This is a genomic window from Arthrobacter sp. TJ-170, from assembly GCF_058269305.1.
Genome location: NZ_JBZCNL010000005.1, coordinates 149,390 through 175,137, shown reverse-complemented (window position 1 = coordinate 175,137; position 25,748 = coordinate 149,390). Strand labels below are relative to the sequence as shown.

Genomic DNA, 25,748 nt, shown 5'->3' with positions numbered 1-25,748 from the left:
GGCTTGAACCATGACCTCCCCAGCCGAGCGGTATCAGGCAGCGCAGGCGCGTAACCGGTATGAAAAAACCCGTCTGCATCAGTTCGAACAGACGCTTGGTTTCGACCTGGACGAGTTTCAGCGGGACGCCTGCACCTCCCTGGAGGCCGGCAGGGGAGTGCTGGTGGCGGCGCCTACCGGTGCAGGCAAGACGGTCGTCGGGGAGTTCGCGATCTTCATGGCACTCAGCCAGGACCTGAAGGCTTTTTACACGACGCCCATCAAGGCGCTCAGCAACCAGAAATACGCTGAGCTCGCCGCCCTGCACGGAGCTGACCGTGTTGGACTGCTCACCGGAGACACGAGCATCAACTCGGAAGCTCCCGTCGTCGTCATGACCACAGAAGTTCTCCGCAACATGCTGTACGCGGACTCTGACACCCTGGCGGGCCTGGGGTACGTCGTCATGGACGAAGTGCACTACCTGGCGGACCGGTTCCGCGGCGCGGTGTGGGAGGAAGTGATTATCCACCTGCCGACCGAGGTCAAGGTCGTCTCCCTGAGCGCGACCGTGTCCAATGCTGAGGAGTTTGGAGCCTGGCTCCATACCGTGCGCGGCCACACCGACGTCGTGGTCTCGGAGCACAGGCCAGTCCCGCTGTGGCAGCACGTGATGGTCGGTCAGCAGTTGCTCGACCTTTTCGCGGGCGAGGTCGCTTTCGACGAAGCGGCCGCCGAGGGATCGTCCAGCGGAGCCGAGGACAAGTTTGCAGTGAACCCGGAGTTGCTGGACCTCGCCACCACTGAAACACGACTGAATCAGAGGGCGCGTTGGGGAACAGGCGCCAAGCGCGGGCGAGGGCAGAACCGCTACCAGCAACCGCAGACAGCTGTGCGGCGGGCAAGCCGGCCACAGGTGATCACCGCCCTTGACCGGGGCGGGCTCCTCCCCGCGATCACCTTCATTTTCTCGCGTAACGGCTGTGAGGCGGCAGTCAGCCAGTGCCTTGACGCGGGACTATGGCTCACCACCGAATACGAGCGCGGCATCATCAGCGACCGGATCGAGGAAGCAACCCTCGACATACCCGAGGAAGACCTGGAAGTGCTGGGCTTCTGGGCCTGGCGGGAAGGGCTGATCAGGGGATTCGCAGCGCACCATGCGGGGATGCTCCCGACTTTCAAGGAAGTGGTCGAGAAGCTCTTCGAGGAAGGGCTGGTCAAAGCGGTTTTCGCCACCGAAACGCTGGCGCTCGGCGTCAACATGCCCGCCAGATCCGTTGTGCTGGAGAAGCTCGACAAGTTCAATGGGGAAGCCCACGTAAACATCACGGCGGGAGAGTACACGCAGCTCACGGGGCGGGCAGGCCGGCGCGGCATCGATGTGGAGGGCCACGCCGTCGTACTGTGGCAGCCGGGGACCGACCCGGGAGCGGTGGCAGGATTGGCGTCGCGCCGCACCTATCCGCTGAACTCCAGCTTCCGGCCCACGTACAACATGAGCATCAATCTGATATCCCAGTTCGGGCAGCACCGGACGCGGGAAATCCTGGAAACCTCCTTCGCACAGTTCCAGGCCGACCGTTCGGTGGTGGGCCTCGCCCGACAGGTCCGTACGCGCGAAGAATCCCTGAAGGGTTACGCCGAGGCGATGACGTGTCACCTCGGCGACTTCTCGGAGTACTCAGCAATCCGCCGGGAACTGTCCGATCTCGAAGCTGCCGCGTCGAAGGCCGGTTCCCGTAACCGTCGAAGCGCCGCAGCAGCCTCGCTGGAAGCGCTTCGCCCCGGCGATGTCGTCGACATCCCAGCCGGCCGGATCACCGGTTACGCGGTTGTGCTCGCCGGAGATGCAGCCCGCGATCCACGCCCCACCGTCCTCACCCTGGAAAAGCATGTGCGGCGGCTGTCGGTTCAGGACCTCGACGGGCCTGTGGAGGTGCTCTCGCGGGTTCGGGTTCCGAAACAGTTCGATGCGCGCAAGCCCAAGGACCGCCGGGATCTCGCTGCTTCCCTCCGGAACTCCCTGAGCGACCGGCGGCCACCCACCACGAGGACGCCGGTGGAGTTCCCGACCGTCGGCACCGAACGCCAGGAGAAAGCCATCGCTGACCTGCGCCGACGGTTGAGGGCTCACCCCTGCCACGGCTGCAGCGACCGGGAGAATCATGCCCGGTGGGCTGAAAGATGGTGGAAGCTTCGGCGGGAGACAGACCGATTGGCCCAGCAGATCCAGGGCCGCACGAACACCATCGCGAAGACGTTCGACCGGGTCTCCGAAGTTCTCCTCAGCTACGGGTACCTGCAGGAACACAACGAGCACGGCTTGGCGATCTCGCCTGCGGGGCAGAAGCTTCGCCGTATCTATGGCGAGAAGGATCTCCTGATCGCGCTGTCCCTTGAGCACGGCGCCTTCCAGGATCTCGATGCGGCCGAACTTGCGGCGCTGGCCTCCGCACTGGTCTACCAGGCCAAACGGGAGGAACGCGGCCTTCGCCCGCGCATGCCGTCGGTCTCGCTGGAAACTTCCATCGACGTTGTGATCCGCCAATGGTCCCGACTAACCGACCTCGAGGAGCAGTACCGCCTGTCGGTCACCAGCGAACCCGATTTCGGGCTGGTTTGGCCGGTGTACAAGTGGGCACGCGGCAAGGGGCTTCAGAGCGCGCTGCAGGGCACCGACCTCGCAGCAGGCGACTTTGTGCGCTGGGCCAAGCAGATCATCGACCTCATCGATCAGCTGGCGAAAGTGCCCGACCTGCCGCCCGGATTCCGCCGGCTGTGCATCGACTCGATCGAGCTGATCCGGCGTGGCGTCGTCGCCTACTCCGCTGTAACCGAATAGCCCTTCCTCGTTCTCAATCCGAAAGTAGTTACACGCCTGTGTCACCACATGACCCGAAGCCCATCCTGTACCGCAACGGCTCCGTGTACAGCGCCGCTGATCCGTTCGCCACTGCCATGCTGGTCACGGGCGATACGGTGGCCTGGGTCGGGTCCGAGCACGCGGCGGCTGCCCTGGCGGACAGCACCATGGAGGTGGTCGACCTGCAGGGAACGCTCATCGCGCCCGGGTTCGTCGACTCGCACGTACACACCACCGAGACGGGCCTCGCGCTCACGTCACTCGACCTCAACGGGATCAATAGTCTCGGTGAGCTGCTGGACCGAATCGCGCAGGCGGGCGCGGGTACGACAGGAACGATCATGGGCAACGGTTGGGACGAATCACGGTGGTCCGAGCGTCGCCCGCCAACTGCGGCTGAACTCGACAATGCCTCCGGTGGACGCGACGTCTACCTGGTCCGCGCTGACGTCCACTCCGCCGTCGTCTCCGCGTCACTTGCCCAGCGGCTTTCCCTGGATGCCTACGACGGGTGGGACGACGGCTTCGTGGTGCGCGACGCGCACCTGGCTGCCCGCAGTGCCGTCCGGAACCTGGGGGCCGATGAGCGGAAGGACCTACAGCGGACAGCGCTGAATCACGCAGCGGCCAACGGGATTGTTGCCGTGGTTGAAATGGCCGCCCCCCACATCGCGCCCCGCGAAGACGTCCTGTCGCTGTTCGCGCTCGAGGGTCCGCACCCGGAGATCCTCGCGTACTGGGGGCAGTCTGCGACGTCTGAAGAGGAGATGCGCAGCATCCTTCAAGGCTTCGGCGGGCAGATTCTGGGGCTCGGCGGAGACCTGAACGTTGACGGTTCGATCGGCTCACACACGGCGCGCATGCGGGTTCCCTATGCTGATGCGCCGCACTCCTGCGGAACCAGTTTCATGAACGCCGACGACGTCGCAGCGCACCTCGGAGCAGCGACGGCGGCCGGCAGGCAGGCCGGGTTCCACGTCATCGGTGACGAGGGACTGGATACGGTCATCGCCGCGCTGGAGAAGACCGCTGCTGTTCATGGAATCGAGAGGGTGCGAGCCTCGCGGCACCGCCTGGAGCACGTGGAAATGGCCGATGACGCAGCTATCCGCAACCTGGTGCACTTCGGTGCCATCGTGAGCGCCCAGCCGGGCTTTGACGCGCTGTGGGGGGCTCCTGGCGGATTGTACGAACAGCGTCTCGGCCGGGACCGCTACATCCCGATGAACAGGGTGGGAAGCCTGCTGAGTCAAGGAGTGCCGGTGTGCCTTGGGTCCGATTCGCCCGTCACGCGTATGTCGCCGTGGCAGTCAGTCCGGGCCTGCATAGCGCACGCCAGCCCGGAGGAACGGATCTCGGCGCGTGCTGCTTTCCTGGCGCACACTCGCGCCGGGTGGCGTGCGGTGGGAGCAGAGAACCCGCTCCTCGGTCAGCTGGTTCCCGGCGCGCCAGCCTCCTACGCCGTGTGGGAGGTGGAAGAGCTGATGGTGCAGACGCCTGACAGCCGGGTGCAGTCCTGGAGTACGGATCCGCGGGCCGGTACGCCGCTGCTCCCTGCGCTGGATGACGGAAAGGAGCCACGCTGCCTGGAAACGGTGCACTGGGGCCGGCAACTCTATAGCTCCGATGTAGTCGTCGCCCGGTAAACGCCATCCAAAGACCAATCCGCTTACCGGCCGGCACTTCGGCTGACCTGCGCAAACGAATGAAGCAGCAGGTCAAACGGCTGTTGACACGTCCTGCACAGGCCGTAAGCTTTTAGGTCTACGGGTCGGGGTCCGGCACTCCCGGACAGACCTGACCGAGCCACCGCATACGTGACGCCAAGGGGGACCGAAACGTAAATGTTAGGCTCTTTCGCGCGGTGGAAGGCTCGGTACTCACAACGGGTAGGTTTGCACGTCAGTAGAAAACAGCGCCGATCGGTTGATCACTGCTGGCCCGAAGGCGTGCGAACCTACCCCCAGAACCGGGCTCTGAGGCACCTTCGCACTGATGCTCTCTAGTACGCTCGCTGCCGGAGGTGGAGGCAACGCCCACGGGGTGAAAGGGCTGCTCGAGTCCTCGGCCTATACTGGTAAGCCGGTCCGGATACTGAGCTGCTGCGCCATGCGCACCTGCCCCATCGAAAGGTTCATGAGTGCGCGTTGTCACCATCATTCCTACCTACAACGAGCGCCAGTCACTCCCTCTGACTCTTGACCGGCTCCGGGCAGCGGTGCCCCACTCAGACGTACTGGTAGTGGACGACAACAGCCCTGATGGCACTGGAGAGCTGGCCGATGCCAGAGCGTCCAGCGACACCGCCGTGCACGTCCTGCATCGTCAGGGTAAGGAAGGTCTCGGCGCAGCATACATCGCGGGTTTTCGCTGGGCTCTTGAGCGTCGGTACGACGTCATCGTCGAAATGGATGCGGACGGTTCCCACCAGCCGGAGCAGCTTCCTGCCCTCCTCGACGCAGTTTCCGGCGCTCACCTGGTGATTGGCTCTCGCTGGGTTCCCGGTGGATCCGTGGTCAACTGGCCGTTCCACCGGAAGATGCTCTCCCGTGCCGGAAGTCTGTACTCGCGCACGATGCTGGGACTGTCTGTGCATGACATCACAGCCGGCTACCGTGCGTTTCGGCGCGAGACCCTCGAAAGCATAGACCTCTCCACTGTGGATTCTGTCGGGTACGGGTTTCAGGTCGACATGACCTTCAGGGTGGCAAAGAAAGGACTCCGCATCGTCGAAGTACCGATCACGTTTGTCGAGCGTGAGTATGGGGATTCCAAAATGAGCGGCAATATCGTTTTTGAAGCCATCGCCAGTGTCACCCGCTGGGGCCTGGCCGCCCGATGGCGCGCGCTGACAGGCCGGCTCTCAACAGGCCGCAAGCCAGCAGATAGGTAGGTAAGCCAGCAGAGCAATGGAGGGATTTATCGCTTCGTATATGTCCTGCTGACACCAAAAAGCCCGGGTACTTCCATGAAGTACCCGGGCTTCTTTTGAAATAATCAGGCGGAGCGGCGCTCTCCGCGGCGCTCCCTGAGGATGTTGAGGCGATCTTCAAGAATCTGCTCCAGCTCCTCCATGGAACGACGCTCCAGCAGCATGTCCCAGTGGGTGCGAACCGGCTTGTCTCCGGACGTGTCGGGACGCTCTCCATCAACGAGCAGCGCCTCCTTGCCCGTTTTGGAGACCCACACCGGGGGAATCTCCGCTTCGGCGGCGAACGTCACGAAGACCCGCTCTCCGTCCTCGCAACGGTACTCAATACGTTGCCGGGGTGCCGGCTCGACGCCGGATTCGGTCTCCATGCTCTGGGCGCCAAGGCGCATACCCCGCAGGCTACGGTCGCTCATCTTTTCTCCCTAACTACGTATGGCATCCTGGACTTCCAGTTGCCCCTGCTGCACACCCAGCGGATGCGCAACACCACGACGTTCACGCCGCGTTACCACAGGTATAACGCCGGTGGACCGCCGTCTGTTCCCGGCGGCGCTTCATCCGGCAAACACCCAACTATACCGAACGCGGGATGAATCACCCAATTCGGGTGCTGCTAGGAATCGGAGAGACCGACGTAGACGTAGGGGAGTCAGGACCGAGAGTTGTCCTCAGCAGTAGCGGTGAGGGGGGAGCTGCGCTCGGAGTTCTCACCGTCCTGGGCACCGAGCACATTCCCGATACCCTTGAGCGCTTCCCCTACTTCGCTCGGAATGATCCACAGCTTGTTCGAGTTGCCCTCCGCGAGTTTCGGCAATGTCTGCAGGTACTGATAAGCGAGGAGCTTCTGGGTGGGGTTGCCCTTGTGAATGGCGTCGAAGACTTTCTGGATAGCCTGTGACTCGCCGTCGGCCCTCAGGATGGCGGCCTTGGCATCGCCTTCGGCAGCAAGGATAGCCGCCTGTCGCTGTCCTTCAGCAGTAAGGATCTGCGACTGCTTGGTTCCTTCAGCAGTAAGAATGGCAGCCCGGCGGTCTCGTTCTGCACGCATCTGCTTCTCCATGGAGTCCTGGATGGAGTGCGGCGGGTCGATCGCTTTGAGCTCTACCCGCGAAACCCGAATGCCCCATCGCCCGGTGGCGTCATCGAGGACTCCCCGGAGCTGGCCGTTGATTTGGTCACGCGAGGTCAGGGCCTCTTCCAGATTCAGTCCACCAACAACGTTTCGAAGCGTCGTGGTTGTCAGTTGCTCGACCGCTTGAATGTAGTTGGCGATCTCATAAGTTGCGGCGCGCGCGTCTGTCACCTGGAAGTAGACCACCGTATCAATGGACACCACCAGGTTGTCCTCGGTGATCACTGGTTGCGGAGGGAACGAAACAACCTGCTCGCGCAGGTCGAGCAGCGGCAGCAGCCGATCGACAAACGGGATGAGGATCGTTAGCCCCGGCAGGAGCGTCCGCTGGTACTTTCCGAGTCGTTCAACCACACCTGCTCGAGCCTGCGGGATGATCCGCACGGATTTCACCAGGATGATCAGAACGAAAACGATCAGAACAACCAGGACGATGGTGAGTCCGATTGCGCCTGAATCTGTGAACATGGTTCCCCTTGTGTTGTGGATGGTGCCGGATCTCGGCTCAGGACGAGGTGATCGGATCGCTTCCGGTCTGGTGAATACCGACGACGACGGCGGTCGCCCCGTCGATACGGGAAACCGTCACCTGGCTTCCTGCGGGCAACGATGAACCGTCGGCGCTGCGAGCAGTCCAGGTATCACCGCCGATCTTGACTGTTCCGGACCGCCCGGTTACAGGTTCCAGGGCGAGGGCGGGCTCACCGATCAGTCGGTCGATATTGCTCGCCTGCTCGGCTGAACCGCCTTTCAGGTGCTTCAGCGCCACTGGCCTGACCAGCAGGACCATCATGAGCGAGACCACGCAGAAGATGAGTACCTGGATGAAGAAGGTGGTTCCCGCTAATGCGCCAACGAGCCCCGCAAGCGCACCGGTCGCGAGCATGAGGAAGAAGAGGTCAAGGGTGAGTGTTTCAACAGCGGCCAATCCGAGCATGAGCACGAGCCACAGGATCCAGGTGTTCTGTACAAGCCAATCGAACATTGCGTTTCCCCTCGGTGTCGACACCTGCTGACGCTGTAACCGTATGCATGGTGCCTATTACCATCATGCCAAACCGGCGCAGGGGAATATAGCCCTACGGGAATATCCTTCGTGTAACGCTCGCCGGATTGGTCCAGGCAGCGACTTACCCCTCTGAGCTACCCATGGGGCGAACGCGGCGTCGGAACGCCTGAACGGTGAAAGCCGCTGTAACCGGCAGGCTTCCCGGAAGCGCATCAACGTCGACAGAGCCTCCGTGGTGTCCGGCCGGCCCCATGGCCGCCACATTGCGCACATCCCCGGGCGAGAGGACCATGGTGAATTCGACGACCCTGGTTGACGCCACCTCGAACGAGTCGCCCAGGCTGGCGGCGACACCCTCGTCCTTACCGGGGCGTATTCCGAGGAGGCCCGCGATCTCTGCGATCTCCTGCAGGTGTTGGGGCAGGGGAGTAACAACCAGCAGGATTCCCCCGTCTCGCAAAACGCGCGCAAACTCGCCGGGATTGCGCGGAGCGAAGATATTGATGAGCAGGTCCACGCTTCCCTCTGCGACCGGCAGCGGTCTCCAGACGTCCCATACAAGGCAGAGTGCACCGGGGAGAAGCCTGGCTGCACGCCTCAGCGCGAACTTGGATATGTCGAGTGCGACAGCTGCAGACGGCGGCATCCGTTGCTGTAGAGCGTCCAGGTAATAGCCCGTGCCAGCCCCGACATCAAGGATCACCGGCCGGTCAGCGGCGAGTTCAATTGCCGCTTCGCACACCGCGTGCGCAAGGGGCAGGAAGTGTCCACTGCCGAGGAAATCAATCCGCGCCTGGACCATCTCTGCGTTATCTGCCTCGAAGCCGGTTCCCCGTCCCGTCAGAAGGTTGAAGTAACCCTGTCTCGCGGCATCGAACCGGTGGCCTTGTTCACACCGGAGAAGACTTGGTACGCCGTCGTTCTCCGAGGTCGGCGGCCAGTCGGAAGGCTCCGCAATCAGTCGGTCCTGACAGACCGGACAGAGGAGGACAGATTCCGCGAAAGGCGACACTGGACCATCCTAGGTGCGCCCTTCCACTTTGAGCAGCGGCACCTTGGAGGCATAGTCTCGGTTTGTGAAACCAAACACACTCAACCTGTTGAAATCAGTGGGCACACCCTCGCTCCATCCGGACGCCCGACGATGCGTAGTCTCCGTAACCCGGCCGGATTACGACGCCGACGCTTACGTCGGCCAGTTGTGGGAGGTGCCTTTGGCTGACGGTTCGCCACGCCGCCTTACACAGGGCTTCCGGGACACCACCCCGAAATACTCATCGGACGGCGCAGCCATAGCCTTTCTAAGGGCCGTCCAGGACGGCAAGCCGCAGCTGTTCATCACCGACAGCAGGGGAGGGGAGCCGCTGCAGCTGACGGACCGGCCGCTCGGCGTGTCCGGCTTCGAATGGTCCCCCGATTCCCGGCACCTCGTCTTCAGCGCCCGTGCACCCGAAGACGGTCGCTGCGGCACGGTGGAGGGTATTTCAGCCGGCCAGGAGGACCCGCGGCTAATCAGCGGGTACAAGTACCAGATGAACGGGGTCGGCTATACGGGGGACAAGCGGACCCAGCTGTTCCTCCTGGACGTGCCGTCGCTGGGGAAGGAGCCGTTCGTCCAGCCGGTGGGACGTGCAGCACGTTCAGCGGAGGAGGACACGCCGTCGGCATTCTCCGAACCGAAGCAGCTCACCGACGCGGATGCGGACCACTCTGGACCAAGGTTCTCCGCTGACGGATCCCGCATCCTGTTCAGTGCATCGCTTGAACCTGACTCCGCGACGAACCTCCGCTCGGATATCTATTCCATCGCGCTGGACGGATCCGACCGGGAACGTCTGAGCAATTTCACGGACGAGTTGCTCAGCTGCGGCAACCCCGTCCACAGCGAAGACGGCCGATGGCTCTTCTACCTCGGAAGCTCGCTCTCACCCAGCGGCGTCGATTTCGTTGCCCGCAACACGGCTCTGTACGTCGCGCCGGTCGAGGACCCCGCTCAGGTACGACTACTCACTGACCCCGACACCCTTGATCTCGGCGAGGTCGGCGAAATCGTCCCGGCGGGGGCCGACAGCGTTCTCGTCTTCAACCGCAGTCGCGGCGCCGGTGACCTGCATCGGGTCGATTCGGAGGGAGTCGTACAGACCGTAGTGGACGGCGAGTACATCGTGACCGGTGCCGCGAGCGTCGCCGGCGCCGTCATCGTCGCCTACACCGATCCACGCACCATGGGTGACGTTGCACGCATCGACGGCGGGGCGCTGACGCGGCTGACGGACTTTTCCGCTGAGCTGCGCAGCGAAACCACGGTGGTCGAGCCCGTCGAGGAAACGTTCGCCGCACCCGACGGATATCCGGTGCACGGATGGGTTCTGGTGCCGGAGGGCGAAGGGCCGCACCCGGTTCTGCTGAACATTCACGGCGGACCGTATGCGCAGTACGGGTGGGGTTACTTCGACGAGGCGCAGGTCTACCTGGAAGCCGGATACGCGGTTGTCATGTGCAATCCCCGCGGCGCAGCAGGTTACGGCCAGGAACACGGCCGTGTAATCAAGGAAGCCATGGGGACGGTGGACATGCAGGACGTCCTTGCCTTCCTCGAGGGAGCGGTCCAGAAGTACGACCAGCTCGACGGCGACAAGCTGGGCGTGATGGGCGGTTCATACGGCGGCTATCTCACGGCCTGGCTGATCGCCAATGACCACCGGTTCCAGGGCGCCATTGTGGAGCGGGGTTTCCTTGACCCTGAGTCCTTCATCGGCTCCTCGGACATCGGGTGGTTCTTCTCGGAGGCCTACACGGGTGAGGACCCCGAGAAGGTTTTGGCGCAGAGCCCATATGCGCACGTTGAGAAGGTGCGCACTCCCACCTTCGTCATCCATTCGGAGGAGGATCTGCGCTGCCCGCTCGAACAGGCGCAGCGCTACTACACGGCCCTGAAACGTCACGGCGTGGAGACCGAAATGCTGATTTTCCCGGGGGAGAACCACGAACTATCGCGTTCCGGCACTCCCTGGCATCGCCGTCAGCGGTTTGAACACATCCTGCGGTGGTGGGCGGAGAAGCTGCCCAGCAAGAAGAACCAGCCGGCCTGACCGGTAGTAGGCAGGGCGCACTAGAAGTTGAGCGCGCGCTGGGCCAGTTCGATTCCGGGCTGCGCCCAGCGCTCGCCGTACGCGGCGCTGCTTACGAGCGACCGTGTGTTTGCCTTGTCGATGTAGATCATCCCGTTGAGATGGTCGGTCTCATGCTGGACGATGCGGGCGGGCCACCCGGTGAACTGCCTGGTGGCGTGCAGCCCGTCAGGAGTTCGGTAGTCGAGCTGGACCGTTCGGTGCCGCGTGACCACGGCCTGCCAACCGCTGAAAGACAGACAGCCTTCAAAGAACGACGCCGTGTCGCGCCCCACCGGTGTGTACGTCGGATTGATCACCGCGAAGTAGGGCAGGGGCGGGCGTTCGCGAAGCTCGGCAATTTCCTCCGGCTGGGGGATGACATCCTCGATCACCGCTAGTCGCAGGGGGATTCCGAGTTGCGGCGCAGCCAGTCCGACTCCCGGCGCGTCATGCATGGCCTTACGCATGATGGCAAGGAGCCCGGCAAGCTCTGTGTCATCGAGTTGGCCGTCAAACGTCGCGGCGGGGGTCCGCAGCACCGGGTCGCCCAGCTGGACAATCGGCGGCTGCTCCTGCTCAACGACGTTGCGGACCAGCGCCCGTATATCCTCGCGCGTGTAATTATCCATCGCTCCATCCTAGGTTCGCGTTTCATCGCGGGGGACGGCGCGCGGCACGCTGTAGAACGCCAGCAGAACCGCGACGGCGTTGATCCCGGCGAGAACCAGGAAGGCGCGGGAGTAGCTTCCAAAGATGGCGGCGAGCCCGGCTCCGGCCCAGGGCCCCAGCGCTGTGGCGAGGGTGATCGGCGAGGCCACAAGTGCTGTGAGGCGCCCGTAGTTGGCCGACCCCCAGCGATCAGGTACGGCAGTTGCGTGCAGCAGGGTGAATATCCCGCGTGCCACACCGGCCGCAAGGGCGATCAGTAATGCGGCGGTGAAGGTTTCCGTTAAGCCAAGAAGCGCGGTCGTGAGCGTTGTTGCGAGCAGGACAAGCGCCGTTCGGAGCCGGAGCGGAAGCCGCTCGAAAAGGCTGTAGCCAAGCCTGCCGAGCACCTGTCCGATACCGCCGACTCCCAGCGCTGTCGCCGCGAGGGTGGTGTCGATCCCGCGCTCTGTCAGCAGCGGAACAAGATTGACGACGGCGGCGAATGACGCCAGGGCAGCCAGGCTCACAGCCGCGATGAGGGCAACGAAGGGCACGCTCCGGATGATGGCCGCAGGCGGGCTATTCGTGAGCGACGGCTCATCGGAGCTGTCGCGGTGCGGCTCCCACGGCCTACGGAGCCCGAAGAAGTGCGCCGGAACGGTCACCACAAGAAGCACGGCCGCGAGGATCAGATAGGTGGCGCGCCAACCGACGCCAGCGGACAGCACGGCAGTCAGGGGTGCAAAGACGGTGCTGGCAAGCCCACCCACGATGGTGAGGATTGTCAGTGCGCGCGTACGGCGGTTGGTCCACCACCGAGTGACGGCCGCGAACGCCGGTGGATATAAAACCATACCCATGGCAATGCCCGCCAGGATCCAGCCACTGAAAAACATCTCCAGGCTGCCGGCCGTAGCGACCAGGCACATTGACGGTACGGCCAGAACGGATCCCGTGGTCATTACGGCCCGCGGACCGCGGCGATCCAGAACGCGTCCAACCACCAGTCCAGTGAGCGCCGAACACGCGAGGCCGACGGAGAATGCTCCGGTGACTACCGGCAACGACCAACCGGTGGTCGAGCTGATCTCACCGGCAAGTACCGGGAAAGCGTAGAACAGGATGCCCCAACTGGTGATTTCCGTCAGGCACAGGACAACCAGAACGCTCCGTTTGGATACGGGTGGTCTGCCCTTTCCGGACTGTCTGCGTAAGTTGGCAGCGGGACGTTTAGAAGTAGGGCGAGTGCGTCTCGTCACTTGAGAGCCCTGGGTGAGCGGGACCGAATCATTGCTTGGAAGCACCCAAGTTGGTGTCTGTGGACCGCAGCCAGGTGGTGAGAACCTCGCAGGCGAGCTCGAGGTTCCCCATTTGGCAGTGCTGGTCGGCCTGCTCGGCTCGGGTGAAAGTGCGGGTCGTGACACTTCGGGCCGCAACGAGCGCTTGAGCCTGAGCGTGGGTCAGTGCTGGTGGTTGGAAGGCGTCGTGTTCGCCGCACATCAGCAGCACATCCTGGTTCACCCGCCCGCTGTCGAGGTGGTCGGCATTCATGCCCAGAAACCACTCGGCAACATCGGCCGGGTCATCGCTGTCGAGCATGTACAGGACGCGCTCGACAACAAAGCGCAGGGTCGGCGACAACCGCGCACGTGTACGCACACTCCAGCGCATGAAGCGCCGGTGCTGCACCATCGTGCGAACCGGGACGCGCAACACGGACGGGACCAGGTGAAGCCAGTCGTACACAGGCGGCCAAGCAACAACACGGCGAATGCGGGGTTCGCGTCCTGCTGCATGCAACGCCCAGTGCCCGCCCATCGAGATACCGACCAGGGTTGCCCGGTCGAGGCTGAAGTGGTCCAATATCGTCCCGACCGGCTTTTCCCAGTCGTGGTCGAAGGTGAGCCCGTGCAACGCTCGCGCGCCACCTTGTCCCGGCCCTTCGAAGGCAATCACGTCGAAGCCGGCAGCAGCGACACGCTGACAAATGGGGAAGAACTCTTCGATCACGGAGTCGAACCCGCCGAGCAGCAGCACCGTCTCGCCGGTTGGTGTCCCGGTAGCCGGGAGCGAATAAGCCGGCAGTGCCGCCTCCGCATAGGGAATCTCATGCCGCACGAGGAGAGCATCGGCGAATGCGGTGTCGAAGAGCTTCAGAAAGCGGCGGTAGCGATTCGTTTTCTCCGCGGACCGGGGCGACGTGAAGAATTCAGCGATCCTTGCATAACCGGCCGCGTTCCGGGGCCGGGCCTCTGTGGCTGCACGGCTCGACAAGGCCTCGAAGACAGTGACGCAGTCATCGAATGACCGTACGCTTGCCGCGGCGTCAACCAACTCCTGGCGGTCGGCGAAGCCCAGTGCGTGCGCCCGGTTGAGCTGATAGTTGACGAAGTCCCGCCGATGGAACCGTTCGAATCCTTCTGGGAACGCCACAAGTTCGGGATCGCTCACATCGCCAGCGTACTCTTGGCGGCGCGGGCGCAGTAGGTTAGCCGCTTTTGGGGAAAATTCAATCCGCATAAAGTGCCGATAATCGACATTATGTCAACTAGCGGTTCGGAAGGACGAGAGGGACCACCGGATACATGCTCCCCCTCACCTCTTCATACAAATTCCCAGAAGACCCTACGCCGACAACTCACAGGGGTTTTCGTTATTGCTGGGGACTGCCTGCAATGTTGATCAGCCAGGCGACTCCGAACTTGTCGGTACACATTCCGAATCGATCACCCCAGGGAGCAACCTCGAGCGGAACGGTGACTGTGCCGTCTCCGGAAAGGCGGTCCCAATAACCGCGCAGCTCGTTCTCGTCCTCACCGCTAAGGGAAATTGAAAACGTATTGCCCGGGTTGTATTCCATGCTGTTCGGGGTGTCAGCCGCCATGAGGACCATTCCGTTCTCGGTGGTCAACATCCCGTGCATGATCTTGTCCAGCTCGCTCTCATCCTCCGTGGCATGAAGATCCCGGAAGGTGCTGAGGGTGAGTTCACCTCCGAAGACGGACTTGTAGTAGGTCATGGCCTCCCTGGCTGTGTCACGGAAGCCAAGGTACGGGTTCAGGCGTGTGCTCATATCGGTCTCCTCGTGTCGCATCGGTTGGGCGACCGGTGCCTCTCGTGTGTGACACGCTTGCGGTGCGCTCCGTCACCATAATGCACCACGGGGGTTTAGAGTCCCAGTACCGCCGCTGATCCCCCGGCATCAACGGCAATCCGCGGGTCAGGCGTTGGCGAAGCGACGCGCGGAACGCTCTTTCGCCTTTGCTGCTTCTTCGTCCCGGTCTTTCGGCGGCGACGTGGTGACCAGCTCGGACAGCAGCCGCTCGGTGATGAATCCGATTTCCTCAACGGCCCTGTCAAAGGCCTCCTGGTTTGCCCGGGAGGATTTAGTGACACCGCTGATCTTTCGGACGTACTGAAGGGCTGCCGCGTGCACTTCTTCACTGGTTGCTGCCGGCTCAAAATTGTGGAGCGTCCTGATATTCCTGCACATGTCTCAAGGGTAGATCCGGGGTCGCGTCCATGGAACAGATTTGCGCGGGTTCTTCCCGTATCGGCCGTCATTGGCAGGAGCCGGTTCCACCGTGGGAACCAGTAGGCTGAACCCATGACGAGCGTGAGGGTCCGCAGGCGTGATGAGGACGGACGGGGCTATGGAGCCTGGCTGACCGCCGACGTCGTGCTGATCATGTTCTTTGCGCTCCTCGGTCACCTTTCCCATTACGGGACGCTCTCCGCCTCCGGCATCGTGACGACCGCACTCCCCTTTATCCTCGCGTATCTAACAGCTACGGCGATTCTGCGTCCCTGGCATCGTCCCATCGCGCTGTTGCGCACCGCGTGTCCCCTCTGGGTCGGCACGGCCGCCGGCGGCCTGGTCCTTCGCGTTCTCTTCGGAGAGAGCGCGGCACTGTCTTTCCAGATCGTCGCGGTTTGTGTACTGGGACTGTTCCTCGTCACCCCCCGGACAGTCGCCGCGCTGGCGCGCAACCGTCGTCGTAGTCATCCGACCGTCCCTCAATCCCCCAGCCATAACCAAGGAGCAGCCACATGATCACCGCTTTTGTACTCATTCAGACCGATGCCTCCCGGATCCCTGAGTGCGCCCAGGAGATCTCGGAACTCGAAGGCATCAGCGAGGTGTATTCAGTCACCGGCGAGTGGGACCTGATCGCCGTTGCACGGGTAAATCGCCACGAGGAACTTGCGGATGTTATTGCTGACCGGCTTTCCAAGGTGGAGGGCGTCGAATCGACCACCACTCACATCGCATTCCGGTCCTACTCGAATCACGACCTCGACGCCGCTTTCTCCCTCGGCTTCGAAGGCTGATCCGGAATTCAGCTGCTGGTGACGGCAACCCATCGATCCAGCGCTGCCTGCGCGGCGCCGGAATCGATGGCTTCCTGAGCGCGCCGCATGTTCGCCCTCATTCGTTCCACGAGCGGCGCGGAGTGCTCGGTGTCCAGTGCTGTGAGCCCGGCTGCCGCATTGAGTACGACGGCGTCGCGCACCGGACCCTTCTCCCCCGCCAACAGAGCCCGCACCACTTTTGCGTTGCTTTGCGCGTCCGAGCCCCTCAGTGCCTCAACTGTCGCGACTGGGAGGTCAAAGTCTTCCGGATGAACCGTGTGCTCTGTGATGACGCCGCCGCGCACCTCCCAGACAGTCGATGAGCCGCTGGTGGTCAGTTTGTCCCGACCGTCGCTACCCCGAAAAACAAGCGCACGAACTCCCCGGGCGGCAAGCACGCCGGCCATCAGCGGAGCCATCCGCTCGCTTGCACAGCCCAGCGCCTGGGCTTCCACGCCTGCCGGATTGCTGAGCGGGCCGAGGAAGTTGAAGGCCGTGGGAACACCCAGTTCCCTTCGCGGCACAGCGACGTGCCGCATTGATGGATGAAAGACCTGCGCGAAGCAAAAGGTGATGTTGGCTCGCTCCGCCGAGCGTGCGACGTCCTCCACGGAGAGGTCCAACCGGACCCCCAACGCTTCGATGACGTCCGCGGCTCCTGAGGACGAGGAAGCACCGCGGTTTCCGTGCTTGATCACCCTTGCGCCTGCACCGACAGCAACCAGCGAAGACATGGTGGAGATGTTCAGGGTGTTCAGTCCGTCTCCCCCAGTGCCCACAATGTCCAGCGCCGGTCCTGCCACCTCTATACGATGGGCCCGGGCCAGCATGGCTTCCACCAGTCCGGTAAGCTCCTCGACTGACTCGCCCTTTGACCGGAGGCCCACGAGGAACCCCGCGATCTGGGCGTGCGAAGCGATTCCTTCCATGATGGAATCCATCGCCCATCGGGCCTGCGGGGCCGTGAGATCCTTTCCCTCAATGAGCTTCGAGATCAGCTGCGGCCAGCTTGTTGCAGGGGCTTCGGGGGCGGAAATCGCAGTCACTCCCCTAGGTTATCTACGAATTGTAGAAAGTCATCACGCTATTACTCCCGCGCCATTACGGGCAAGTCCAGCGCTGGAGGGTGCGCACGGGCGCGCCGACGCCGTTTCGCATTGGTGAAGTGGGAACTTTTAGAGACATAATGTCAGGGTGACGACAGCGACCCATGCCCCCAGCTCCACTGCGCATCCAACACTCAACCGGCCCAACATGGTTTCGGTTGGCACGGTTGTATGGCTATCCAGTGAACTCATGTTCTTTGCCGGACTCTTCGCCATGTACTTCACATTGCGCTCCACATCAGGCGAACTTTGGGCTGCCGAGACCGAGAAGCTCAACGTGCCCTTCGCCTTGATCAACACCATCATTCTGGTGTCGAGCTCTTTCACCTGCCAGATGGGAGTGTTCGCTGCTGAGCGCCTCCAGCCGCGCAGGGTCGGAGGAATCTTCAACTTCACCAGATGGGGAATGGTCGAGTGGTACCTGCTGACCTTCCTGATGGGTGCAGTCTTTGTCGCTGTCCAGGCATACGAGTACGCCGAGCTGGTCGCCGAGGGTATCACCCTGTCCGCCAATGCCTACGGCTCGTCTTTCTACATCACCACCGGCTTCCATGGCCTGCACGTGATCGGAGGCCTGATCGCGTTTCTGTTCATCATTGGACGGGCGTACGCAGCCAAGCGGTTTGGTCACTTCGAAGCAACATCGGCCATCGTCACCTCGTACTACTGGCACTTCGTCGACGTGGTGTGGATCGGGCTGTTCATCATCATCTACTTCTTGAAGTAGATTTCTCTTGAACCCTTTTCTACCCGGGGTAGAATTAGCGTGGCGGTCGCGACGGTGGCTGACACCAATCGTGGAACGTACCAAGGCAATACAGAAGGCAGGAAACAGGACGTGAAGGCACTTTCGCAGAGGCGGCGTCACCCCCTGGCAGCGATAGCGCTGCTGCTCATGGGCTTGTTGCTAACAGGCGGCATCTACGCCGTCGCGAGCGACGCGAACGAGGCCAAAGCACAAACCTCGTTTTCGGCCAGCGACATCGAGGAAGGCGAGAAACTCTTCATAGCCAACTGCGCAACCTGCCATGGCATGGGCGCCGTAGGTACGGAGGACGGCCCGTCACTCGTTGGTGTGGGAGCCGCAGCTGTTGACTTCCAGGTCGGCACGGGGCGCATGCCGCTTCAGATGCAAGGGCCGCAGGCGCTGCAGAAGCCCGTTCAGTTCACTGAAGAGCAGATTCAGCAGATGTCCGCCTACGTGGCCTCACTTGGTGCAGGTCCAGCCATCCCGGGTGAAGACCTCCTCGACACCTCCGGCGAGGGTATCGACCCCGCTGCCGGCGGAGAACTGTTCCGCGTGAACTGCGCCATGTGCCACAACGCAGCAGCGGCCGGCGGTGCTCTCACCCGAGGGAAGTTCGCGCCGACGCTCGAAGGCGTCAGCGAGAAGCACATTTATGAGGCCATGGTTACAGGCCCGCAGAACATGCCCGTGTTCAGTGATGCGAACATCACGCCCGAAGACAAGCAGGACATCATCGCCTTCCTGAAGACCATCGAAGAACAGGGCTCGCCGGGCGGAGCGGACCTCGGTTCTCTCGGACCGGTCTCCGAAGGCCTCTTCATCTGGGTAGCCGGACTTGGAGTGATCATTGCCTTTACCGTCTGGCTGACATCCCGCTCCTCGTAACGGGCCCGTCGGCGCAGCAGAAGAACCAATTACACAGGATTGATGAGTGAAGTTTCTAAAGAAAGATGAGAGGGATCATGGCCGACCATAGTCACGGCAGCCCGGAAAACGCGGTTACCGTAGCTAAGCCTGGTCAGGGCGGCGTTCAGAGGTTCCAGGATCCTGGACTCCCGCCGCACCGGCCGCGTTTGGCTGACAGGGATCCTCGCGCAGAGAAGCGCGCGGAGCGTCAGGTTGGAGTGTTGTTCCTTATCTCCATGCTGGGAACGCTGATCTTCTTCTTCGGGTACTTCTTTATCCCGCTCGACCAGACAATCGGGACCCTGCGGCTCCAGAACCTTCTGCTCGGTCTGGGGACCGCCTTCGCGATGCTCGGCATCGGGGTAGGCATCGTGCACTGGGCGAAAACCCTGATGCCTGACCATGAGATCGCCGAGGACCGCCACGAGATCCGCCCCGAGGCTGACCGTGCGGATGCCGCGATGATCGTCGGGGACATCCTCGAAGAATCGGGGATCAAGCGCCGCCCGCTTATCCGGAACACGCTGCTTGGCGCCGGAATTCTGGCTATTTTCCCGGCGATTGCAATCTTCCGCGATCTCGGTCCATTGCCAGGCGATGTGCTGCGTCACACGATGTGGGACGACGGTGTGCGCCTGACCCGCGACCCGAGCGGGACTCCGATCAGAGCTTCTGATGTCACCATCGGCTCGGCGTTCCACGTCATTCCTGAAGGCTTGAACGAGTTGGAGCACAAGCTTGAGGAGAAGGCCAAGGCTGTGGTTCTCCTGATGCGCCTGGACCCGGAAGACCTGAACCCTTCGCCGGGTCGCGAGGACTGGGCTTACGAAGGCATCGTTGCTTACTCCAAGATTTGTACCCACGTGGGCTGCCCTGTAGCCCTTTACGAGCAGCAGACTCACCACCTGCTCTGTCCGTGCCACCAATCGACCTTCGACGTCACGCAGGATGCCAAGGTTATTTTCGGCCCGGCCGCCCGCCCGCTCCCCCAGCTTCCCATCTCTGTGGATGAGGAAGGCTATCTTGTGGCGACGAGCGACTTCCAAGAACCCGTAGGACCAAGTTACTGGGAGCGTGGCATATGAGCAGCTCAGCAGCCGGACAGCAGTACCAGCCCAAAACCAGCGTCGGCAAGATCACCAACTTCGTAGATACCCGCGTTGGCGGGTCCGCCATTGTGAAGGAGTTCGGGCGGAAGATCTTCCCCGATCACTGGACGTTCATGTTTGGCGAGGTCGCGCTCTACTCGTTCGTGATCCTATTGCTTTCAGGTACCTTCCTGACTTTCTTCTTCGACCCATCGATGGCCGAAACGCACTATGACGGAAGCTACGTACCGCTACGGGGCATCGAAATGTCCATGGCATACGCCTCCTCCCTTGATATCTCCTTCGATATCCGCGGCGGGCTCTTCATGCGGCAGGTCCACCACTGGTCGGCATTGCTCTTCGTCGCGGCAGTGTCCGTGCATATGCTCAGGGTCTTCTTCACCGGTGCTTTCCGCCGGCCGCGTGAGCTCAACTGGGTCATCGGTGGGGTCCTCCTCATCCTGGCGATGGCTGCAGGTTTCACCGGCTACTCACTCCCGGACGATCTGCTCTCCGGTAACGGCCTCCGCATCATCGACGGCGTTGTGAAGTCTATTCCGGTTGTCGGTACCTACATCAGCTTCTTCCTCTTCGGAGGTGAATTCCCCGGTACCGTGATTATCCCGCGCCTCTATGTGCTTCACATCTTGCTCATTCCGGCACTGATTCTCCTGCTGATCGCTATGCACCTTTTCCTGGTTGTCGTTCACAAGCACACGCAGTTCCCCGGCCCTGGCCGTACCAATGACAACGTAGTGGGCTACCCGGTTGGTCCCGTTTACGCGGCCAAGGCAGGCGGTTTCTTCTTCATCGTCTTCGGTATTATCGCGGCAATCTCCGCCGCGTTCACTATCAACCCGATCTGGAACTACGGACCGTATGATCCCTCCCCCGTGTCCGCCGGCACCCAGCCGGACTGGTACATCGGATGGGTTGACGGCGCTCTGCGGCTCATGCCCGGTGTTATCGGCAACTTCCCGTTCGAGTGGACCATTCCGTTCCCCTGGGGTACGAACACGCTCTCGATGAACGTACTGTTCCCGGCACTCGTGCCGGCGGGCATTGTGTTCACGCTCCTGTTCGCTTGGCCCTGGATTGAAGCCTGGGTAACCAAGGACCGCCGTGAGAAGCACCTGCTTGACCGGCCACGCAATGCTCCTACCCGCACCGGCATCGGTGTCGCGGGTGTCGTCTTCTACTGCGTCATGTGGGCAGCAGCCAGCTCCGACCTGATTGCAACGCACTTCATGGTTTCGCTCAACGACGTGACCTACTGGCTGCGTGCTCTGGTCATCATCGGTCCGTTCATTGGCTTCATTGTCGCCCGGCGCATTGCACTCGCTCTCCAGCGCAAGGACCGCGAAATCGTGCTGCATGGACGCGAAACCGGGCGCATCGTACGGCTTCCCCATGGCGAGTTCATTGAGGTTCACGAGCCCGTAGATGAGTACAAGCGGTATAAGCTGGTCAGCTTCGACTCCCCCGAAGCCCTGGCTGCCCAGCCAGACGTCAACGGCCACGTATCCAGGAATGAAAAGAGCCGCGCGTGGGCGTCTCGGTTCTTCTTCGAGGATCGCGTTGCGCCTGTTACGCCGAGGGAACTCGAGGAGGCACACTCGCACGGCCACCACGGCGAGGTCGCCGGCGAACACGACAAGGCTTCAATTTCCAGCCACTAGTCGAGTTGGCAATTACCAAAGGAGCGGGGTGCACGGATTGTGCGTCCCGCTCTTTTGTGTCTGGTCGGGGCGCCCCTGTAATCACAGACAGAGGACCTTTCCAGCCTAAGCGGCCTTCTAGCTGAAGCGCTTGGCCGTGTATGTCCTCGGCGTCCGCACACCGGGGCGCTGGAGCGGAACCCACAGTTTGTACCTATCCGCCCGGTAGTACGAGACGGAATAGTCCACCATCGCGCGGGCAACGTAGGCGTGCCGCTGGATCTTCAGGAGCGGCGCACCCATCTCCACGTTCAACAAGCGCGCAATGGAGGGCGAGGCAGCAGTGGCTTCCACCGTGTCTTCCCCCCACTCCATCACTAGCCCGTACCTCTCGCTGAGCACGTTGTACAGGGAGGTGGGTGGATCATCATCAAGGATGCCAGGTACACGGTGAGCCGGTATGAAGTTTTCGTCTACGCTCATGGGTTCGCGATCCGCCAGGAGCTGGCGCCGGAAGCGCACAACGGGCGCTCCCTGGTCGATCTGAAGCTCCCGCGCGATCAGCGGCGTAGCTGCCATCTGTTCGAAGCTCAGAACGCGAGCGTCCGGCACCATGCCTCGCCGGTGCATTTCCTCGCTGTAGGAGGTGAGCTTCATTTGTAGGTCCAGCTTCGTATGAGCAACGAACGTCCCCAGACCGACAATCCGCTCCAGCACTTCTTCCGCGACCAGCGCATCGATCGCGTGCCTTACCGTCATGCGCGCGACACCAAAGTGTTCGGTCAATTTGCGTTCCGACGGAATGGCCGTGCCCGGCTCGGCGTGCTGCAGGATGTAAGCCCTCAGCAGCTCCCGGAGCTGCACGTGTTTGGCGCCCTCGCCATCAAGCGCGGTGCTCAGTCCGCTGAGCTGATCTGGCATGGTGAGCTCCTCAATGCGCCGACAAGCGTCCCCCGTAAAAGTTGGACCGGTCTTGTTACTCAATTCTATCGCTCCGGACTTCGTACACCGGCGCGGCGATAGGGGGATCAAACGCCCGAAGGGCCCCACACACGGTGTGTGGGGCCCTTCGTTAGTGCAGCCTGCCTGCTGCTACGCCTAGTGGGCGTGGTCTCCCCTGCTGTACTCGTAAACCCAGCCGACAAGTGCGATGGCTGCGAGCCCTGCGGAGATGTAAAGGATCCACCAACCGGCGGCGAGGCCAAGGAACCCGCCTGCTGCTGATAATCCGAGCACCAACGGCCACCAGCTCCACGGGCTGAAGTGTCCCTGTTCACCGGATCCTTCGTGGATTTCAGCGTCGCGACGATCCTCGGGCCGCAGGCCAACACGGCGCCCGGTGAAGCCCAGATAGAAGCCGATCATTCCGGCGAGACCGCCCACGAGGAGAATACCGAGAATGCCTACCCATTCAGACCAGTTGGTCAGGAATCCGTAAACCAGGGATACCGGGACGAAGAAGGGTACTCCCCAGAAGAAGAGCCGAGATTCTACCTTCACTTACGCGTCCTTCCGATCAGCGGATCCGAGCAGCTGACCTGCCGGTGAACTTGGGGTATGCCATTGCGCGAGCTCTGGGTGGTGCAGGTCCAGCGCGGGCCGCTCAGAACGGATGCGGGGCAGCGACGTGAAGTTGTGCCGCGGCGGCGGGCAGGAGGTTGCCCACTCGAGCGATGCACCGAAGCCCCACGGATCATCAACCTCTACCTTGGTTCCGCTCCGCCACGTCACGTAAACGTTCCAGAAGAACGGAATCAGTGAGGCGCCGAGTACGAACGAGGCGATGGTCGAGAACTGGTTCATTGCGGTGAACATGTCCTCGGGCAGGTAGTCGGCGTACCGGCGGGGCATGCCGATGACACCGAGCCAGTGCTGGATCAGGAACGTGCCGTGGAAGCCGAGGAACAGGAGCCAGAAGTGAATCTTACCCAGGCGTTCGTTCAGCATCTTGCCGGTCCACTTAGGCCACCAGAAGTAGAACCCCGCGAACATCGCGAACACCACGGTGCCGAAGACCACATAGTGGAAGTGCGCTACCACGAAGTAGGTGTCGGAGACGTGGAAGTCCAGCGGCGGTGAGGCCAGGATGATTCCGGTCAGCCCGCCGAAGAGGAAGGTCACAAGGAATCCGAGGCTCCACAGCATCGGGGTCTCGAACGTGATCGATCCCCGCCACATAGTGCCGATCCAGTTGAAGAACTTCACGCCGGTAGGTACTGCGATCAGCATGGTCATAAACGCGAAGAAGGGTAACAGCACCGCGCCGGTCACGTACATGTGGTGTGCCCACACAGTCACCGACAGTGCAGCAATGGCGATCGTCGCGTAAACAAGGCCCTTGTAACCAAAGACCGGCTTGCGGCTGAAGACCGGGAAGATCTCGGACACAATTCCGAAGAACGGCAGCGCGATGATGTACACCTCGGGATGCCCGAAGAACCAGAAGAGGTGCTGCCAAAGAATGGCACCCCCATTGTCCGGGTCGAAAATATGCGCACCGAACCGGCGGTCAGCGCCGAGCGCGAAGAGTGCGGCAGCCAAGGGCGGGAATGCCATCAGCACGAGGATCGATGTGACCAGTGCGTTCCAGGTGAAGATCGGCATGCGCCACATCGTCATGCCGGGAGCGCGCATGCAGATGATTGTCGTGATGAAGTTGACGGCGCCCAGGATGGTACCGAAGCCCGACAAGGCGAGCCCAAAGACCCATAGGTCACCGCCAACACCCGGTGAGAAGGTTGTGTTCGACAGCGGCGCGTACGCGAACCACCCGAACGACGCGGCTCCCTGCGGGGTGATGAACCCCGAAACGGCAATTGTGCTGCCGAAGAGGAAGAACCAGAAAGCCAAAGCGTTCAGCCGCGGGAAAGCGACGTCAGGAGCACCGATCTGCAACGGCATGATGACGTTAGTGAAGCCGGCGAAAAGCGGGGTTGCGAACATCAGCAGCATCACTGTGCCGTGCATGGTGAACAGCTGGTTGTACTGCTCCTTGGTCTGCAGGATCTGCATACCCGGCTCGAACAGTTCGGCGCGGATGACGAGTGCCATCACTCCGCCCAGGCAGAAGAAGACAAACGACGCGATCAGGTACATGTACCCGATCGTCTTGTGGTCGGTCGAGGTGATCCAGTTGACGACGATGCGTCCCTTGGACCTCGGGACCACCCGCGGCGCAACAGTAGTGCCGGCGTCCGTGGCGGTGTATTCGTAAGTAGACATCTAATTAATCACGCCCAATTTGCTCGTCGGCTCCACTGGGGTCCTCGCCGGTAATGGTCTGCGGATTGCGGTCATACTCTTCGCCCAACTGGCCGTCCTCAAGGGTTTCCAGATGCGCTTGGTATTCCTCTTCGGAAACAACGGCCACGTTGAACAGCATTTCCGAGTGGTACTCGCCGCACAGCTCGGCACACTTGCCTTCGAAAAAGCCTTCGCGGGTAGGGATCAGCGTGATGTAGTTCTCGCGCTCGGGAATCATGTCCCGCTTCTGGAGAAAGGCCGGAATCCAGAAAGAGTGGATGACGTCACGGGCGTTGAGGCGAAATTCAACGGTTTGGTTCACCGGCAAGACAAGCGTCGGCAGTGTCTCGGCGACGCCGAACTCGCCATCAAGCTGGGCCTGAACTCCGGCCACATACTTGTCTTCGAGCACGTAGTTGAAGTCCCACGACCACTGCTTCCCGCGGACGTCGATGATGACATCGGGTTCCTGGACCCGGGTGTCAATCGCCTGCTGGTCTCGGTCGGTGAAGTAGAAGAACACCAGCACCATGAACAGCGGGATGGTCAGGTAGAACACTTCCAACGGAAGGTTGTAGCTGATCTGGCGCGGGTAGCCGGTCTCATCCCGACGACGGCGGTATGCCACGATGCACCAGATGATCAGGCCCCAGGTAATCACGCCGACTATAAGGGCGGCGATCCAGGAGTTGACCCAGAGGTCAATGATCCGGCCGGTGTGGTTGGTGTTGTCGCGCTCAGCGGGCAACCAACCTTTTTGGACTTCTGATGAACAACCAGACAAGAACAGCGCAGCCACGACCACGAGGCTTGAGACCTTGAAAATCTTTGCGCGTCGGCTGCCGGTTCGGTCCTGCGAACTCACAGACGGCCCTTCCTTTTCTTACGTGCGGTGCCACCGACGGTGGCAGCATCTCGGTGCACGCCGCTACTCGAGCTACTGCTCAAAAGCGATGCACTTTCAGTT

The 25,748-nt window shown here is 62.0% G+C and carries 24 protein-coding genes; 10 read left to right on the top strand and 14 right to left on the bottom strand.

Annotated features, from left to right (window positions below; all coding sequences use genetic code 11):
• Positions 1-10 precede the first annotated feature (10 nt).
• From AC4D1W_RS11150 to AC4D1W_RS11140, 3 genes are all read left to right on the top strand, one after another.
• Positions 11-2,824 carry a DEAD/DEAH box helicase gene (locus AC4D1W_RS11150; RefSeq protein WP_490898772.1) on the top strand — a complete coding sequence of 938 codons (2,814 nt, stop codon included), beginning with the start codon at positions 11-13 and terminating at the stop codon, positions 2,822-2,824.
• A 38-nt stretch (positions 2,825-2,862) separates the two neighbouring features.
• On the top strand, positions 2,863-4,491 hold the full coding sequence (locus tag AC4D1W_RS11145; protein WP_490898771.1) for an amidohydrolase: 1,629 nt from the start codon (positions 2,863-2,865) through the stop codon (positions 4,489-4,491).
• Positions 4,492-4,985: 494 nt separating this feature from the next.
• A complete protein-coding gene (locus AC4D1W_RS11140; RefSeq protein ID WP_490891560.1) occupies positions 4,986-5,738 on the top strand; it encodes a polyprenol monophosphomannose synthase in 753 nt (250 codons plus the stop codon).
• 104 nt (positions 5,739-5,842) lie between these two features.
• On the opposite strand, the gene AC4D1W_RS11135 is transcribed toward AC4D1W_RS11140, so the two are convergent.
• From AC4D1W_RS11135 to AC4D1W_RS11120, 4 genes are all read right to left on the bottom strand, one after another.
• On the bottom strand, positions 5,843-6,190 hold the full coding sequence (locus tag AC4D1W_RS11135; RefSeq protein ID WP_026543576.1) for an RNA polymerase-binding protein RbpA: 348 nt from the start codon (positions 6,188-6,190) through the stop codon (positions 5,843-5,845).
• Positions 6,191-6,426: 236 nt separating this feature from the next.
• Positions 6,427-7,377 carry an SPFH domain-containing protein gene (locus AC4D1W_RS11130; protein ID WP_490891562.1) on the bottom strand — a complete coding sequence of 317 codons (951 nt, stop codon included), beginning with the start codon at positions 7,375-7,377 and terminating at the stop codon, positions 6,427-6,429.
• A 37-nt stretch (positions 7,378-7,414) separates the two neighbouring features.
• On the bottom strand, positions 7,415-7,894 hold the full coding sequence (locus AC4D1W_RS11125; protein ID WP_490891564.1) for an NfeD family protein: 480 nt from the start codon (positions 7,892-7,894) through the stop codon (positions 7,415-7,417).
• Between the two features lie 145 nt (positions 7,895-8,039).
• Positions 8,040-8,930 (bottom strand): putative RNA methyltransferase, encoded by an 891-nt coding sequence (locus AC4D1W_RS11120; RefSeq protein WP_490891565.1) that lies wholly within the window; start codon positions 8,928-8,930, stop codon positions 8,040-8,042.
• A gap of 64 nt (positions 8,931-8,994) precedes the next feature.
• On the opposite strand from AC4D1W_RS11120, the gene AC4D1W_RS11115 reads away from it, so the two are divergent.
• Positions 8,995-11,010 (top strand): S9 family peptidase, encoded by a 2,016-nt coding sequence (locus AC4D1W_RS11115; RefSeq protein WP_490898770.1) that lies wholly within the window; start codon positions 8,995-8,997, stop codon positions 11,008-11,010.
• A gap of 20 nt (positions 11,011-11,030) precedes the next feature.
• Here the strand turns inward: AC4D1W_RS11115 and AC4D1W_RS11110 are convergent, their stop codons facing one another.
• From AC4D1W_RS11110 to AC4D1W_RS11090, 5 genes are all read right to left on the bottom strand, one after another.
• Positions 11,031-11,660: a peptide deformylase gene (locus AC4D1W_RS11110; RefSeq protein ID WP_490891567.1), complete on the bottom strand. Its 630-nt coding sequence runs from the start codon at positions 11,658-11,660 to the stop codon at positions 11,031-11,033.
• Between the two features lie 9 nt (positions 11,661-11,669).
• Positions 11,670-12,938: an MFS transporter gene (locus AC4D1W_RS11105; RefSeq protein ID WP_490898769.1), complete on the bottom strand. Its 1,269-nt coding sequence runs from the start codon at positions 12,936-12,938 to the stop codon at positions 11,670-11,672.
• 28 nt (positions 12,939-12,966) lie between these two features.
• Positions 12,967-14,130: an alpha/beta fold hydrolase gene (locus tag AC4D1W_RS11100; RefSeq protein ID WP_490891570.1), complete on the bottom strand. Its 1,164-nt coding sequence runs from the start codon at positions 14,128-14,130 to the stop codon at positions 12,967-12,969.
• A 202-nt stretch (positions 14,131-14,332) separates the two neighbouring features.
• On the bottom strand, positions 14,333-14,752 hold the full coding sequence (locus AC4D1W_RS11095; protein WP_490891571.1) for a VOC family protein: 420 nt from the start codon (positions 14,750-14,752) through the stop codon (positions 14,333-14,335).
• A 147-nt stretch (positions 14,753-14,899) separates the two neighbouring features.
• Positions 14,900-15,172 carry a DUF2277 domain-containing protein gene (locus AC4D1W_RS11090; protein WP_490898768.1) on the bottom strand — a complete coding sequence of 91 codons (273 nt, stop codon included), beginning with the start codon at positions 15,170-15,172 and terminating at the stop codon, positions 14,900-14,902.
• A gap of 114 nt (positions 15,173-15,286) precedes the next feature.
• Here AC4D1W_RS11090 and AC4D1W_RS11085 point away from each other — a divergent pair, with 114 nt between their 5' ends.
• Positions 15,287-15,733, top strand: coding sequence for a DUF3054 domain-containing protein (locus AC4D1W_RS11085; protein ID WP_490898767.1), 447 nt, complete (start codon positions 15,287-15,289; stop codon positions 15,731-15,733).
• Entirely contained in the window at positions 15,730-16,011 is a 282-nt protein-coding gene (locus AC4D1W_RS11080; protein WP_490891575.1) for an Lrp/AsnC family transcriptional regulator, read from the top strand. Before AC4D1W_RS11085 ends, AC4D1W_RS11080 begins: the two co-directional genes overlap by 4 nt.
• 8 nt (positions 16,012-16,019) lie before the next feature.
• Here AC4D1W_RS11080 and trpD read toward each other — a convergent pair whose 3' ends face one another.
• A complete protein-coding gene (gene trpD, locus AC4D1W_RS11075; RefSeq protein WP_490891576.1) occupies positions 16,020-17,078 on the bottom strand; it encodes an anthranilate phosphoribosyltransferase in 1,059 nt (352 codons plus the stop codon).
• Positions 17,079-17,226: 148 nt separating this feature from the next.
• Between trpD and ctaE the strand changes: the two genes are divergently transcribed.
• The 4 genes from ctaE (at position 17,227) to qcrB (ending at position 21,559) form a co-directional block, all read left to right on the top strand.
• The gene (ctaE, locus tag AC4D1W_RS11070) at positions 17,227-17,865 is read left to right on the top strand and encodes an aa3-type cytochrome oxidase subunit III (protein ID WP_490898766.1); all 639 of its coding nucleotides are present in this window, start codon (positions 17,227-17,229) and stop codon (positions 17,863-17,865) included.
• A 111-nt stretch (positions 17,866-17,976) separates the two neighbouring features.
• Positions 17,977-18,771, top strand: a complete 795-nt coding sequence (gene qcrC, locus AC4D1W_RS11065; protein WP_490891578.1) for a cytochrome bc1 complex diheme cytochrome c subunit — start codon at positions 17,977-17,979, stop codon at positions 18,769-18,771.
• A gap of 77 nt (positions 18,772-18,848) precedes the next feature.
• Positions 18,849-19,877: a cytochrome bc1 complex Rieske iron-sulfur subunit gene (gene qcrA / locus AC4D1W_RS11060; RefSeq protein ID WP_490891579.1), complete on the top strand. Its 1,029-nt coding sequence runs from the start codon at positions 18,849-18,851 to the stop codon at positions 19,875-19,877.
• On the top strand, positions 19,874-21,559 hold the full coding sequence (gene qcrB / locus AC4D1W_RS11055; RefSeq protein WP_490898765.1) for a cytochrome bc1 complex cytochrome b subunit: 1,686 nt from the start codon (positions 19,874-19,876) through the stop codon (positions 21,557-21,559). Before qcrA ends, qcrB begins: the two co-directional genes overlap by 4 nt.
• A 117-nt stretch (positions 21,560-21,676) precedes the next feature.
• Here the strand turns inward: qcrB and AC4D1W_RS11050 are convergent, their stop codons facing one another.
• The 4 genes from AC4D1W_RS11050 to ctaC form a co-directional block, all read right to left on the bottom strand.
• Positions 21,677-22,459 (bottom strand): GntR family transcriptional regulator, encoded by a 783-nt coding sequence (locus AC4D1W_RS11050; RefSeq protein WP_490891582.1) that lies wholly within the window; start codon positions 22,457-22,459, stop codon positions 21,677-21,679.
• Between the two features lie 177 nt (positions 22,460-22,636).
• Positions 22,637-23,038, bottom strand: coding sequence for a cytochrome c oxidase subunit 4 (locus AC4D1W_RS11045; RefSeq protein WP_490891584.1), 402 nt, complete (start codon positions 23,036-23,038; stop codon positions 22,637-22,639).
• Positions 23,039-24,760, bottom strand: a complete 1,722-nt coding sequence (gene ctaD, locus AC4D1W_RS11040; RefSeq protein WP_490891585.1) for an aa3-type cytochrome oxidase subunit I — start codon at positions 24,758-24,760, stop codon at positions 23,039-23,041.
• 4 nt (positions 24,761-24,764) lie between these two features.
• On the bottom strand, positions 24,765-25,646 hold the full coding sequence (gene ctaC / locus AC4D1W_RS11035; RefSeq protein WP_490891587.1) for an aa3-type cytochrome oxidase subunit II: 882 nt from the start codon (positions 25,644-25,646) through the stop codon (positions 24,765-24,767).
• Positions 25,647-25,748 lie beyond the last annotated feature (102 nt).